The 13,096-nt window shown below is 61.7% G+C and carries 11 protein-coding genes; 5 read left to right on the top strand and 6 right to left on the bottom strand.

All coding sequences use genetic code 11. From position 1 onward, the window contains the following. The first annotated feature begins 7 nt into the window (after nt 1–7). The 3 genes from ABWI03_RS26085 to ABWI03_RS26075 all read left to right on the top strand — a co-directional run bounded on the left by ABWI03_RS26085 (nt 8) and on the right by ABWI03_RS26075 (nt 3,827). A complete protein-coding gene (locus tag ABWI03_RS26085) occupies nt 8–1,309 on the top strand; it encodes a M1 family metallopeptidase (protein WP_185564879.1) in 1,302 nt (433 codons plus the stop codon). A 419-nt stretch (nt 1,310–1,728) separates the two neighbouring features. After that, the gene (locus ABWI03_RS26080) at nt 1,729–2,244 is read left to right on the top strand and encodes a DUF1449 family protein (protein WP_095973435.1); all 516 of its coding nucleotides are present in this window, start codon (nt 1,729–1,731) and stop codon (nt 2,242–2,244) included. An 11-nt stretch (nt 2,245–2,255) separates the two neighbouring features. After that, nucleotides 2,256–3,827, top strand: coding sequence for a flotillin family protein (locus tag ABWI03_RS26075; protein WP_095973436.1), 1,572 nt, complete (start codon nt 2,256–2,258; stop codon nt 3,825–3,827). Between the two features lie 47 nt (nt 3,828–3,874). Here ABWI03_RS26075 and ABWI03_RS26070 read toward each other — a convergent pair whose 3' ends face one another. Together ABWI03_RS26070 and ABWI03_RS26065 are read right to left on the bottom strand one after the other, a co-directional pair. Then, nucleotides 3,875–5,149 (bottom strand): MFS transporter, encoded by a 1,275-nt coding sequence (locus ABWI03_RS26070; RefSeq protein ID WP_298773450.1) that lies wholly within the window; start codon nt 5,147–5,149, stop codon nt 3,875–3,877. Then, nucleotides 5,149–5,793, bottom strand: a complete 645-nt coding sequence (locus tag ABWI03_RS26065; protein WP_298773448.1) for a GntR family transcriptional regulator — start codon at nt 5,791–5,793, stop codon at nt 5,149–5,151. The genes ABWI03_RS26070 and ABWI03_RS26065 overlap by 1 nt, the downstream gene beginning before the upstream one ends. Before the next feature lie 175 nt (nt 5,794–5,968). On the opposite strand from ABWI03_RS26065, the gene ABWI03_RS26060 reads away from it, so the two are divergent. Next, nucleotides 5,969–7,090, top strand: a complete 1,122-nt coding sequence (locus ABWI03_RS26060) for a GGDEF domain-containing protein (protein ID WP_298773446.1) — start codon at nt 5,969–5,971, stop codon at nt 7,088–7,090. A gap of 14 nt (nt 7,091–7,104) precedes the next feature. On the opposite strand, the gene ABWI03_RS26055 is transcribed toward ABWI03_RS26060, so the two are convergent. From ABWI03_RS26055 to ABWI03_RS26040, 4 genes are all read right to left on the bottom strand, one after another. Beyond that, nucleotides 7,105–7,902 (bottom strand): SDR family NAD(P)-dependent oxidoreductase, encoded by a 798-nt coding sequence (locus ABWI03_RS26055; protein ID WP_095973440.1) that lies wholly within the window; start codon nt 7,900–7,902, stop codon nt 7,105–7,107. Between the two features lie 38 nt (nt 7,903–7,940). Next, nucleotides 7,941–8,639, bottom strand: a complete 699-nt coding sequence (locus ABWI03_RS26050) for a class F sortase (RefSeq protein ID WP_298773444.1) — start codon at nt 8,637–8,639, stop codon at nt 7,941–7,943. A gap of 131 nt (nt 8,640–8,770) precedes the next feature. After that, nucleotides 8,771–10,168, bottom strand: a complete 1,398-nt coding sequence (locus ABWI03_RS26045; RefSeq protein ID WP_298773441.1) for a hypothetical protein — start codon at nt 10,166–10,168, stop codon at nt 8,771–8,773. Between the two features lie 693 nt (nt 10,169–10,861). Next, nucleotides 10,862–11,320 carry a carboxymuconolactone decarboxylase family protein gene (locus ABWI03_RS26040; RefSeq protein ID WP_095973441.1) on the bottom strand — a complete coding sequence of 153 codons (459 nt, stop codon included), beginning with the start codon at nt 11,318–11,320 and terminating at the stop codon, nt 10,862–10,864. A 49-nt stretch (nt 11,321–11,369) separates the two neighbouring features. Here ABWI03_RS26040 and pdxR point away from each other — a divergent pair, with 49 nt between their 5' ends. After that, complete coding sequence (gene pdxR / locus ABWI03_RS26035) at nt 11,370–12,761, top strand: MocR-like pyridoxine biosynthesis transcription factor PdxR (RefSeq protein ID WP_298773439.1); 1,392 nt, start codon at nt 11,370–11,372, stop codon at nt 12,759–12,761. The last annotated feature ends 335 nt before the right edge of the window (nt 12,762–13,096 follow it).

Raw genomic sequence — 13,096 nt, 5'->3', positions numbered from 1 at the left:
GAACAGAATGCTCGAGGAGCCGATCGATCCGTACCTGCCACACAACGGCAACCGCGGTTACCGCGTGTCTCGGTACGAACTGGAACTGACCTACAAGGTCTTCAGCAACCGGCTCGCCGGCAAAGCTGTCATCACCGCAGTCACCACCGAGAGCAGATCCAAGTTCAGCTTCGACCTCGCACAGAACCTGCAGGTGTCGAAGGTGTCGGTCAACGGTGCCCGCGGCACGAAGTACGCGCACCAGAACAACAAGCTGACCGTCACGCCGTCCGCCAAGATCCCCGCCGGCGGTGCATTGTCGGTCACCATCGCCTACAACGGCAATCCCGAGCCGATCAGGAGTCTGTGGGGCGAAGTCGGCTGGGAGGAACTCGACGAAGGAATCCTGGTCGCAAGTCAGCCCAACGGCGCGGCGTCCTGGTTCCCTTGCGACGACCACCCGATTTCCAAAGCGTCGTACCGCATTTCGATCACCACCGATTCACCGTTCTACGCTCTCGCCAACGGCAAGCTGATCCGCAAGCAGACCCGCGCGAGTCAGACGACGTGGGTCTACGAGCAGACCGAACCGATGGCAACCTACCTGGCCACCATTCAGATCGGCCAGTACGAGCATCGGCAGGTGAGCGCCGGCCCGGTGCCGGTCTTCGCCGTTCACCCGCCGCGGCTACGCGCAGCGTTCGACATCGATTTCGGACGTCAGCCACAAATGTTGGAAGTCTTCGGAAAACTGTTCGGCCCGTATCCTTTTGCCGACTACACGGCTGTCGTCACCGACGACGAGCTCGAAATCCCCATCGAAGCGCAGGGGCTCTCGATCTTCGGAGCCAACCATTGCACAGGTAGGCGCGGCTCCGAACGTCTTGTCGCGCACGAGCTTGCCCACCAGTGGTTCGGTAACAGTCTCACTCTCGGACAATGGTGCGACATCTGGCTACACGAAGGCTTTGCCTGTTACGCGGAGTGGATCTGGTCCGAGAATTCCGGTGGCCCGTCCTCTGACCAACTGGCCGCCAACGCCTATCAGGGACTCCGGCGGAAACCCCAGTTCTTGATCATCGGCAATCCCGGGCCCGCCCACATGTTCGATGATCGAATCTACAAACGGGGCGCGTTGACTCTGCACGCCCTGCGCGGCGTTCTCGGAGACGAGAAGTTCTTCGAACTGATCCGCCAGTGGACCACGAAGCATCGACACAGCACGGTCAGTACCGAGCAATTCACCGATCTCGCTTCACGTTTCACCGATACTCCACTGCGGCCTCTGTGGGACGCTTGGCTGAATCAACGCCTGTTACCGCGGATGTGACGTACTGGATTTTGACGAACAGGCTTCGACGAACGGACCTCGACGCACGCCGCCCGATGATCTGAAACAGTCGGGCGGTGTGCATGTACGGCCAGCACGCCGTCGGCTACCGGCGCCATCACGGCAGGCAGTGCGCCGATCCCTTTCAGAAGATCCAGCACTTCGCTGTTCACGAAGTCCTTCGATGCACTCACGCCAGCGGCATCGGCACGACCTGACGCAATGTCGAGCATCGCCGGGCAACAGTCGACCGGCGTGACCTGATTTCCGTTCCGCAACGAGCCGCTGCACACCACGCCGAAACATTCCGAATGCGCCGATTAGCTTTGTCTTACCTTTACTATATAGATGGGCCGAGGGACGACCCCGACGACAAAAACTTCAGGGCGCGCTTCCTCGACAGGTAGATCGGGGGATCGATGTTCGTTGTATTCACAATATGTTTCGTGATCGGAGTTGTCGCTCTGATCGGAGCCTTTGCCGTCGGCGAGGTTGCGGATCTGGGCGGCGGCCACGCAGACGGGCTGCCATTTCTGAGCCTGACAACGTTGGCCACAGCACTTTTCGGTTTCGGTGCCGGCGGCGTTGCTGCCACTCTCGCGGATGCTCCGACGTTGGCAACAGTGACTGCAGCACTCGCACTCGCCGCCGTTCTCGTTGTCGTCACACGCGGCCTTCTCCTTCCCTATCTCCTTGAACAACAAGATAATTCGCACATCGGGCGAGCTTCATACTCCGGGCTGTTGGGCACGGTCACCCTCACCATCGCAGCCGAAGGTTGGGGAGAAGTCTCGTTCGTCGACGCCGAAGGCAATCGCGTGCAGGCCAAGGCCGTCAGTGCACAGCCGATCGCGCTCACCACCGGCACCACCGTCTACATCGCCGATGTAGACGATCAATACCTTCACGTCGTCACGGTTGACGACGCGATCTAAGGACTCGATACATGCTGCCAATCATCATCATTGCGGTTGTAGTCGCGGTAATCATCTTCATCGTTCTCCCCGCGATCTACGTGAAGAACTACGTCAAGGTCCCGCCGAACGAAGTGGCGGTCTTCACCGGTCGAGGCAAGCCGAAAGTGGTACGCGGCGGTGCCCGGTTCAAGATTCCCGGCATCGAACGCGTCGACATCATGTCGCTCGAGCCGTTCAACGTCAGCATCAACCTCAAGAACGCGCTCTCCAACGACGGTGTTCCGGTCAACGTCGAAGCAGTCGGATTGGTACGGATCGGCTCCGCTGACGAAGCGGTTCAGACTGCCGTGCAACGATTCCTGACCTCCGACCTCGACGAACTCCAGCAGCAGATCAACGAAATCCTCGCAGGTAGCCTGCGCGGAATCACCGCAACCATGACCGTCGAGGACCTGAACTCCAACCGCGACTCCCTCGCCCGCAGTGTTGTCGAGGAGGCCGGCGGCGACCTCGCCCGCATCGGCATGGAAGTCGATGTCATCAAGATCGCGGGAATCTCCGACTTCAACGGGTATCTCGAATCGCTCGGTCAGCGTCGAATCGCCGAGGTCAAGCGTGACGCCGCGATCGGAACCGCTGAAGCCGAACGTGATTCGCAGATCCAGTCGGCAAAGGCGCGCCAGGCCGGGTCCGTCGCACAGGCCGAAGCCGACACCGCGATCGCGAGTGCGAATCAGAAGCGCGACGTCGAACTCGCTCGTCTGCGAGCACAGACCGAAGCCGAGAACGCCGAAGCCGACCAGGCCGGACCTCTCGCGCAGGCAACAGCGGAGAAGGCCGTCGGCATCGCACGTGAGCAGGCCGAGGCGGCCCGTGTCGAAGCTCGCACCGAGGTCGAGCGTCGACGCGCCCAGCAATCGGAAGCCGCATTGCAGGCAGACGTCATCGCGCCGGCCGAGGCCGAACGGCAAGCTTCCATCGCACGCGCAGAGGGCGAGCGACAGGCTGCGATCCTCCGCGCCCAGGCACAGGCCGAGTCCGCGAGGCAGGCCGGTGGCGCTCAGGCCGATGCACGAAAGCTCGTCGCCGACGCCGTTCGCTCCGAGCAGCAGGCTGACGCAGACGGTCTGCGAGCACGTCTGGAAGCCGAAGCTGACGGCCGCAAGGTAGCGGCCGACGCAGTTCGCGCCGAGCAGCAAGCCGAGGCAGATGGTTTGCGCGCCAAACTCGAAGCGGAGGCTGCGGGTAAGCGTCAGATCGCCGAGGCACTCAACTCCTACACCCCGCAGGCCGCGCAGTTGCTCACTCTGCCTGACGTTCTGGCGGCGCTGGTCGACGCCACCGCGGCGGCAGCGAAGCCGGTCGGCGACATCGATCGCATCTCCATCGTCGGGGGAAGTGACGGGGCGCAGGGTTCGATCGGCTCGATCCTGGGCATCAGCCCCCAGGTCATTGCCGGCGTCATCGAAACTCTGGAGAGCTCGGGCGTCGATATCACCGGATTGCTCAACGGCTTGAACAAGACCGCATCGGTTCCGGCTGGTACGGCACACAGTTCGGTTCACAGTTCTGAGAACGGGTCCGCAACTGTAGACGCGTGATTGATCCCGGTCCGCCGACTCTCACCGGAGTCGGCGGGCCGGCGGCATCAGAGAGCCGGAAGATGCGAACGTGACTTGAAGAGGATCAGCACAAGGCAAGCAGCCGCGGCAACGGATCCGAACAGGAGCGTCACCGTATAGCTCAGCGCCGGAATGCTTTCCGACAGCATCGCCAGCAGTGCCGGCACGGCAAATCCGATATAGGTGATCGAGTAGAACACTGCCGTCAGCCCTGCCAGATCATCCGGCCCCGCAATTCGCTGGATCTCCAGCAATCCGGACACCAATGCCATGCCGTACCCACAGCCGAGAATCGCTGCAGCGACGATCGCAACCGCCACGGTCAGCGTCGACGCGACCAGAGCGGCAGCCGCCATACCGACCACCAGAAACACCAGCGCCACCAGAGCGCCCCGCGCGCTGCGGTCGGTATCGATCTTGCGCCCCAATGACTGAATCGCGAACCCGCACGTCAGCGCGACCATGCACAGCAGAGCCGAAAAGGCCACGGGCGCATCGCCACTGTGCCCGGTCATCAGCGATGGAATCACTGCATACGCGACACTGGCAGCACCGAACACCCACGGGGCCAAGGGAACAATGACGTAGAGGAATCTGCGATGACCTGCCGAGGGGATCTTGAGGTCGTCGATCAACCTGCGTCGCTCGGATTTCTCCTGCGCCGGCCGGGTTTCGGGCGCACGCCACAGCGCCACGCCCGCAACCACGGTGATCACGATGTGCAGCACGTACGCCAACGCACTCGGCATGGGCGCCCACTGCGCCAAGATTCCCGCAGCACCCGCACCCAAAGCGAAGCCGGCGGTCAGACTCATCGCCGCTCGCCGGGCGCCCGCACCTTCCGACGCCGCCGAATCCCAGGGCTGCGTGGACAACTCCTTCACCCACGAACCGCCGACGGCCATTCCGATCCCCAAGGCGATTCCGCAGAGGATCCTTCCCAGAATCAGGACGGCGGCGGAGTCGGCACCGAAAGCGAGGAGCGTCGAGCCGGCGATCGCGATGATCGGCGCCGGAAGCATGATCGGGCGTCGGCCCAATCGATCGGACAGCGGTCCGCCGAGCAGGAGAGCCGGCACGATCCCGACCACGTAGGCGAAAAGGAAGAAGTCGACCATCACCGGCGAATAGCCGTGGTCGAGTCGGTACATCACCAGCAGTGGCGTGAACTCGTTACCACCCCACGCTGCAGCGAACATGCTGGCGGCGACGGTCAGCCACAGCCATTTTCCGCCGTCGGCGCGTGCACTGTCGAGACGAGGTTCGGCCGCGGTCCCAGCGCCCATCGTTTGGGTGCTCATCACAGAGTTCCTTCGAAGCCGAGTCCATGCACCTGGCGCATGTGCGTGAGTACGGCAGTGTTGTATCCGTCGGCATCGCCTGTTTCGACAAGGTCGGTCAGCGCGGTGTGATCGACAAGGATGCGAGAGAGTTGGCCGGGGTCGCGTGAGATCGACCGCGCTGTCATCCGCCGTTGCCTGTCGCGCAGACTCGCGTAGAACGAGTCGAGCAGTGGGTTCCCACCGGCGGCAACGATCATCTTGTGAAAATCCGCATCGATCGCGCTGAACGCGGCAACGTCCCCGCGATCAGCAATCTCACGTTGCTCGATCAGGTTCGCGCGCAACGCTGCGACAAGCGCTTCGCGTGCGTGGGGTCGGACCGACACCACTCGAACACTCTGAGTCTCGACGAGTTGCCTGGCACTGACCACATGTTCCGCCTCCCCGTCCGCGACCGGGACGATCAACGCCCCCTTCTTCGGGTAGAGGCGCATCCAGCCTTCCGCTTCCAGTCGCAGAAATGCCTCACGCACCGGCGTTCGGCTCACATTGGTCTGTGCGGCGATGTCACCCTCACTGATCAACTCCCCTCCGGCGAGCTCGCCGGACAGGATCAGTTCCTTGACTTCGCGGAAGACGGTTTCGGAAGCGGAATACAACATAGACACAAGATGTATTTATACTCCACGCTGGCCCAACCCAGACATGCGGGTCGCCGATCCGAACATCTCGGTCCAATGCGGCATCGATCCAGTTAGCATTGCAAGGTGCCAGACAGCCGAGGAGTCAGTTCGCGATGATTGGCGCACGCTCCCGCCTTCGCAGACTGAAGCACTCATGACGTCGCAGATGAAGTCCATGAGGACGCTGACCCGCGAGTGGTTAGCTCTTCCCGATCAATACGACCGCTTCACTCGCTATCTTCGCGACAACGGCCTCACCACTGCCACCCGGCTATTACTTGGCATCATCGTCATCGGGTTGGGCGTGTGCGCGCTACTCAACAGGTTCAGCCCCGCCGGTCCGACGAGCACTATCGCGCTGTTCTTCAACTCTGTCGTCGTGATCTCGTGCTTCGTGGTCGGAGTCTCCTGGTGGGTCTTCGGCCCGACCAAGCGGCGTTCGTTCGGATTCGTGGTGTTCTGCGATATCGCAGTCACGATCTCCGTGGTCGGGGATTCCTCGCAGCTTGCACGATTGCTCACCTGCGTCATTTTTGCGCTGATCGGCATCTACATCGCCTATTTTCACAACCCGAAGCTGCAGGTTGCCCACCTGGTCTTTTCAGTAACGATAATCGGGATCGCGGCGCAGCCGATACTGTTCGGCCCGGACCGCGATCCGGCACTGGGTGCTTCGAAAGTGCTGGTCGTCGTCACCGCACTTGTGGTCTGCGCGTTCATCTCACAGATCGTGCTGACGATGCTCAGCATGGACGCATCCAGCTCCGACCTCGACCCCCTGACCGGCCTCCTGAACCGTCGCGGCCTCGATCGCCACGTCGAGAAGGTACTCGCGGAGTTCCAGCGCCAGGAATCGGCAGCCCTACTGGTGATCGCAATCGACATCGACAGGTTCAAGACGATCAACGACGTCCACGGTCACGACGTAGGCGATCGCATCATTCTTCGGGTGGCACAGCGCTTGTCGTCCTGGGCGCATGCCGATGCTGTCGTCGCGCGGGTCGGCGGCGACGAATTCATCCTCGCTCAAAGACTTTCCGTGCCGGCAATCGGTCCGATGCTCGACTCGATCGGGCCTGCCATGCACTCGAATACCGACGAGATCCCGTCGACGTCGAGCATCGGAATCGCCGTGCGCACCCACAAATTGACCGCAGGTGAGGAGCGGGCAACCGCGTTCACGGATATGCAGAAAGTCGCCGATTCGGCGATGTACGAAAGCAAGAGACTCGGCGGCGGACGCGTGCACACGATCGTCACCACTTCGAACAGGTAGCAGTACGCGAGTTTTCAGTAGTAGACCGGCCCCGGCACTCCTCCGCCCGCTGCTACTGCGTCACCGGTGATGGCGATGCTTCGCGGCGATGCCAGGAAGGTCACGACGTCAGCCACCTCTTCCGCGTCGATGATCCGGTGTATCGAGTTCGTTGCGATACCCCGCTCCACCTCGGCCGGCGAGCGGCCCGACTCTTCCGACTCGCGGGTAATCCGTGCGGTCAACCTTTCGGTTCTCGTCACACCCGGATGGACGACGGTGACGTTGATTCCCTTGGGGCCCAGCTCGTCTGCAAGATTCTTGGTCAGCGCAGAAACACTGACGTTGCGGATCGTGTGGGCGATCGAGGTGGCCTGCCTCGCGCCCAACCCACTGATGTTGATGATCCGACCCCAACCCTGATCGATCAGATACGGCGCCACAGCCCGTGCGGTTCGCAGGTACCCGAGTACTTTCACTTCGACTTCGTCTCGCACGACGTCGTCGGTGGTCGCCTCGAAATCCGTCGGCTTTCCGGCGCTGAACGGAGTCGCTGCGGAGTTGACCAGAATGTCGACACCGCCGAACTCCTTTACTACTTGCCGCACCGACGCCTGAACCGCGTCGTCGTCGCGTGTATCCGTCACGACTCCGATCGCACGAATTCCGAACTCCGAAACCAAATCTCGTGCAACGCTTTCGACCGTTTGCTCAGTGCGTGCGAGTATCGCGATGTCGACACCTTCAGCGGCCAGACCCCTGGCGATTGCCAGACCGATCCCCTTGCTACCACCGGCAACGATCGCACGCTTTCCAGACAGGTGAAGATCCATACCTGCGACACTATCCAACGGGCACGATTTCCAATGCGTCAGACCATCAGGTCCGCGTACAGATAGACGTTGTCGGCGTAGTTGCCCACACCATCCTCGAATTGCAGTTCGCCGCCGCAGGTTACGACTGCCAACTTGCGAGGGCCTTCCGGGCCGGCCAGCACGCTTTCCTCCACACCATCGGCCTTCGGGCGCGTCGTAACCGCAGTCACCTTCCACGACGTGCTCTTGCCCGTCGCGTCTGATGTACGGATCACTTCACCCGGCTCGATCGTGCCCAGGTCGAACAGCGCACCGTTACCCTGGCCGGTCAGATTGACGTGTCCGGCAATCAAGGTCGTGCCGGTGGCAGAATCGAGAGATGCACCATCGAGCCAGATTCCGACGTTCTTGACGTTCTCCGGCGGAGTGAGAACTCCTTCCGGCACGGTGGCGTCCACGATCGGCGCCTGAACCCCGACCGGGTCGAGCGAAAGGGTATTGGGAGTCATCAACTCATCAGTGGGCGCTGCCGGATTCGCGGAGTGCGACATGACAACTCCCGGACTCGGCGGGATCGCGGCACTGTCATCGGATGATCGCAGGCCGACGAAGGCCATGGAAGCACCAGCGACAAGCACCGCGACAACGGCCAGGATGTACGCGACACGACGCCCCTTGCCGGTGTTCGCGGGCAGATCATGGTTGGGATCGTCGTATGGATTGGATGGATTGGGATCCGACTCGTACATGGTCATCGAACTGTCTCCTGCGGGATGAGGTGCCCCCCGGGCACCTCTTGCGAATTGACGCCCCCTGCGTCTGATCAGTGCCGGCACCGATCACACAGCCGGTGATCGGTGCCTACGTCTACTGCATGTGCCTGGTGTCAGGAACGCTTGCGTCGGAGAGCAACTGCTCCGGCAGCAGCCATTCCGACAAGCCCGAGGCCGGTCACTGCGACGGCGACGTTACGGCCCGAATTCTGTTCAGCAGCACCACCGTCGATGGCAACCGGGCGAGGTCCGGTGGCAGGCTTCGGAGTCGTCGGCGCCGGAGTTGCAGGCGTGGCAACGGGCTGCGAGGGAACAGGGACACCCGGAACTACCGGCACGACCGGAACAATCGGAACGATGGGCACGATCGGAACAATCGGCACGATCGGAACGACCGGGGTTACAGGCGTCGTAGTGGCCGGGGTCGTCGTCGACGGTGTCGTGGTTGCAGGTGTCGTTGTTGCTGGTGTCGTTGTTGCGGGTGTCGTCGTGGGCGCTGCCGCATATCCGACGGTGGCAGACGCATTCATCGAAGCCGGCCGAACGGTGTCGAACGACGCGAAGATCTGGCACTCTGCCCCGGCCGTGTTCCAGTGCAGGTTCTCGACCGAATCCGGAATGACACTTGCGGTCACGGAGTAGTCCCCGGCGTTTGTGGCGGCGAGGCAAAGATCAACGGCAGTCGGTGCATCTCCGCGACCGTCAACGGTCAACTGGTTTCCACTCAGCGTCGCCTTGGCATTGTCACCACAGACAGTGAGTTCCGTTCCCGCCGAGGACTGAACAGTGATCGGCTTCCGGTACATATTCGTGTTCAGAGTGAAGACGGCGGTCTCCCCGGCCTTCAGAGTGCCCGTCGCCGGCGTCTTGCGGGCAAGATCAAGCGTTTGCGTCACGTTCATGATCTCGACGATGCGAGCTCGCTCGTCGGCGCCGATGTTCCTGTCGCACAGGCCTTTGAAGTCGGCCATCAGCGGATTGTCGTAGTCCGAGACACACCACACCAGCGTCTGGCGGGCCGAACGTGCATTCTCACTGCCATTGCCCGAAACAGTGCCGTCGAGTTTGGCGGGATTTTGCAGCAACCAACTGATGACAGCGAGATCGTCGGCCGACAAATCGGGATTGCCCGAAGACGGCACCGTCGCGCCCATCTCGTCGTTGTGCTTGTCGACCGGCAAACCATTTTCGTCGACGCCGGAACACGGATCGAGATCGAAGTCCGTGCAGTACATCCATTCCGACTTCGCAATTCCGTCGACGTCGCGGACACCGCAGACCGGAGCATCCACCGCCGTCGAGGTACCTCGATCGGTGGTGCCGTACATCGGCACGATGTTGCCGTCGTTGTAATGGTCCAGTCGAACGCCGGAGATGTCGAGCATCTGCTCCGAGGGTGTGTACTCGGTGCCCTCGCACAACCCGGCGGTGAACGCCGGAGCGGCAGCGGTTCGCACCGGCAGTGGCGCGGAGACGGCCGGCGAAGCAAAAGCAACGCTACTGCCGGCCACCGTTACGGCAATAGCTGCGGTTAGCGAGAGTCGGAGAGCAAGCGGCCTCCGCCGTGAACCAGACACAGTCATCAAAGCTTCCCTTTCAAGACATTTCGGTAGCGGGGAGGTTGCCTGGAATCCCAAGACCACGCCGTCCAGCACTCACTTCCGAGAGGATCGGCCAGCTACTTTTGGCAACCGGCCAGTTACTAGATGGCAATGTAGTGCATGTTTCAAGAAAGTCCACCCATGCTCCGGGCAGGCGAACGTCGCGAGGCACTACGGGCGACAAGTTAGCCAAGTCGGTGACTGGAATCTTGTCCAACCGCACAACCGTCACGATCAACCCAAAAATGGCTCACCCAACCCCGAAGATCACGGCAATCCTCGACTGCTAGCCAGTCGATAACTCACGGTTTCCCGGGAAACCCACAGGAAGGGGCGCTTTCGGTCCGCACACAAAAGAAGGGGCCCGCATGGCGGGCCCCTTCAGTGGATAATTCAACAGAGACTGCTTTGTCGGAATCCCGACAATCTGCGGGCGTCCGGCATAGCCTTCCGACCAAGGCTATGTGATTTGCATCACATTCAAAGATTCAGTCGGTTTTGTTCACAGCAGAAAGCAATCTTTTGGTCCTCTTTGGAGTGATTGCCCAGATCTCCGACCGAGACAGCCGGTCGCCGATCGCACGTGACGAATGCGGCTCGGGGTCAGCTCCGTACCGGCGGCGCCTTCCTCGTGGTCACCGCGATGCGATTCCACGCATTGATCGTCAAGATGACGCTGATGAGCTGGGCCAGTTCCTCGTCCGAGAACTCTGCGGCCGCCTCGCTGTACACCTCGTCCGGAACGAAACCGTCGGTAAGGACTGTCACGGCCTCGGTCAAAGCGAGCGCGGCGCGTTCGCGATCGGAGTACATCCCTCGCGCCTCTTCCCACGCGTTCAGTAGGTAGAGCTTCTGCTCCGTCACTCCGACCTTCCGAGCATCACGCGTATGCATGTCCAAGCACCACGCACAATGATTCAGCTGCGACGCGCGCGTGAGTACCAGCTCGACGAGCGTCGGCTCCAGCCCCTTTCGCGCAGCGGCATCCAACGCAATCATGGCCTTGTAGACCTCGGGCGCCAGCTTTGCGATATCCAGTCGTTGTCCTGTTGCTGTAGTCATACTCAAACCGTAATCCCGGAAAGACCCCGAAACATGGTTCAATCCGGTGATGAATTCATGGGCCAATCTTGGGTTCGATCTACATATCGAGTTGCCACAGGGAATCGGGGTTCGCACTGCGCTGCTTCAGACGCTTCGCGACGCGATCGACAGTGGACTGTTGAAGCCCGGCACCAGACTCCCACCTTCCCGCACACTCGCAGTCGACCTCGGAGTTGCCCGAAACACTGTTGCGGACTGTTACGCCGAGCTCGCCGCAGCTGGGTGGCTTGTCACACGGCCGGGTTCCGGAACCGTGGTCGCCACGCTCGCCAGCACACACAGTCGCGAGGTCGAGCCGTCACCGACCCGACGGCGCTTGACCTACAGCCTTCTCCCCGGATCGCCGGACGCGTCGGCGTTTCCCCGCACTGCATGGATTTCGTCCGCCAGACGTGCTTTGACCACCGCGCCGACCGACGCATTCGCGACCACTGATCCCAGAGGCCGAGTAGAACTCCGAAACGCCCTCACCACATACCTGAGCCGCACCAGAGGCGTTCGCGTCGATCCGAACCGCATTGTGATCAGCGCCAGCTCGGGTCACGGGATCTCCCTCCTTGCCCGCGCACTCGGAGGAACGATTGCCGTCGACGCCTTCTGCCTTCACCTGCACCGGCAGCTACTTGTCGACGAAGGGCTTCTGACGATTCCCATATCGGTCGACGAATCAGGCACTTGCACAGACGAATTGGCGTCAACATCTGCTGAGAGTGTTCTGCTGACACCGACCCATCAGTTCCCCCTCGGAGGCCCCCTCACAGCGGCGAGGCGCGCGACCGCTCTCGAATGGGCCGCGACTAGCGGCGGCGTCATCATCGAGGACGACTACGACGGCGAATTCCGTTACGACAGAAAGCCTGTCGGCGCACTCCAAGGAATTGCGCCGCAGCACGTCGCGTACCTGGGCACTGTCAGCAAGACACTGTCGCCGGCCATTCGCATCGGATGGATGGTGTTGCCGGACAGGCTGATCGATCCCGTCCTCGCAACAAAGGGACCCTACGAACGCTGGGTCAGTTCAACGGATCAATTGACCTTGGCGGACTTCATCGAGTCCGGAAGATTCGACAGTCATATTCGAAAGATGCGGACCTCGTACCGACGACGACGCGATCAACTGGTTGCGACCCTTGCGCAGCGAGTACCCCAGGTCAGGGTCGAGGGGATCTCCGCGGGACTTCACGCTGTGATCCGTCTTCCCTCCGGCACCGAACAATCTGTGCTTGCAGCGGCCAAGGCGCGCGATCTCGGGCTCGAAGGGCTGTCCGTCTTCCGACATCCCGACGTGTCGTCAGTCGGCAGTGACGGCATCGTCGTCGGCTACAGCACGCCGACGCAGTCGCAGTACTGGAGGACGCTGGACGTGCTCTGCGAGGTGCTGCAGGCGGCTCTGCGATAACGCCTGTCGGTTCTGTCCAGCCGTTCACCTGCCCTGCCCTGCCAGGATCGAGTGAACGGTACGTTCGGTCGATCTGAGGCGACGAAGGTACCGTTCGCTCGACGTCGGGGGTGGTGAGCCGGCCGCGACGGTGCCGCCAGTGCCTGCCCTGATCGTGTGAACGGTACGTTCGGTCGATCTGAGGCGACGAAGGTACCGTTCGCTCGACGTCGGGCGGGGTGGTGGGTGTGTTTTGGGTACGAGAAAGCCCCCCAACCATGACTGGTTGGGGGGCTTCTCTTACGTTGTGTTCGGCGGTGTCCTACTCTCCCACACCCTGTCGAGTGCAGTACCAT

It is taken from the genome of Rhodococcus baikonurensis (assembly GCF_040489275.1).
Lineage (GTDB): Bacteria > Actinomycetota > Actinomycetes > Mycobacteriales > Mycobacteriaceae > Rhodococcus_F > Rhodococcus_F baikonurensis.
The sequence above is the reverse complement of the archived record's forward strand: the minus strand, read 5'-3'. Positions and strand labels throughout refer to the sequence as shown.

Excerpts from the sequence above, each read along its gene's own strand:
- ABWI03_RS26085 (WP_185564879.1), top strand. The coding sequence starts at position 8 with ATGCTCGAGGAGCCGATCGATCCGTACCTGCCACACAACGGCAACCGC.
- ABWI03_RS26070 (WP_298773450.1), bottom strand. The coding sequence starts at position 5,149 with ATGAGCACCCAAACGATGGGCGCTGGGACCGCGGCCGAACCTCGTCTC.
- pdxR (WP_298773439.1), top strand. The coding sequence starts at position 11,370 with ATGAATTCATGGGCCAATCTTGGGTTCGATCTACATATCGAGTTGCCA.
- ABWI03_RS26060 (WP_298773446.1), top strand. The coding sequence starts at position 5,969 with ATGACGTCGCAGATGAAGTCCATGAGGACGCTGACCCGCGAGTGGTTA.
- ABWI03_RS26080 (WP_095973435.1), top strand. The coding sequence starts at position 1,729 with ATGTTCGTTGTATTCACAATATGTTTCGTGATCGGAGTTGTCGCTCTG.
- ABWI03_RS26075 (WP_095973436.1), top strand. The coding sequence starts at position 2,256 with ATGCTGCCAATCATCATCATTGCGGTTGTAGTCGCGGTAATCATCTTC.
- ABWI03_RS26065 (WP_298773448.1), bottom strand. The coding sequence starts at position 5,793 with ATGTTGTATTCCGCTTCCGAAACCGTCTTCCGCGAAGTCAAGGAACTG.
- ABWI03_RS26040 (WP_095973441.1), bottom strand. The coding sequence starts at position 11,320 with ATGACTACAGCAACAGGACAACGACTGGATATCGCAAAGCTGGCGCCC.
- ABWI03_RS26055 (WP_095973440.1), bottom strand. The coding sequence starts at position 7,902 with ATGGATCTTCACCTGTCTGGAAAGCGTGCGATCGTTGCCGGTGGTAGC.
- ABWI03_RS26050 (WP_298773444.1), bottom strand. The coding sequence starts at position 8,639 with ATGACCATGTACGAGTCGGATCCCAATCCATCCAATCCATACGACGAT.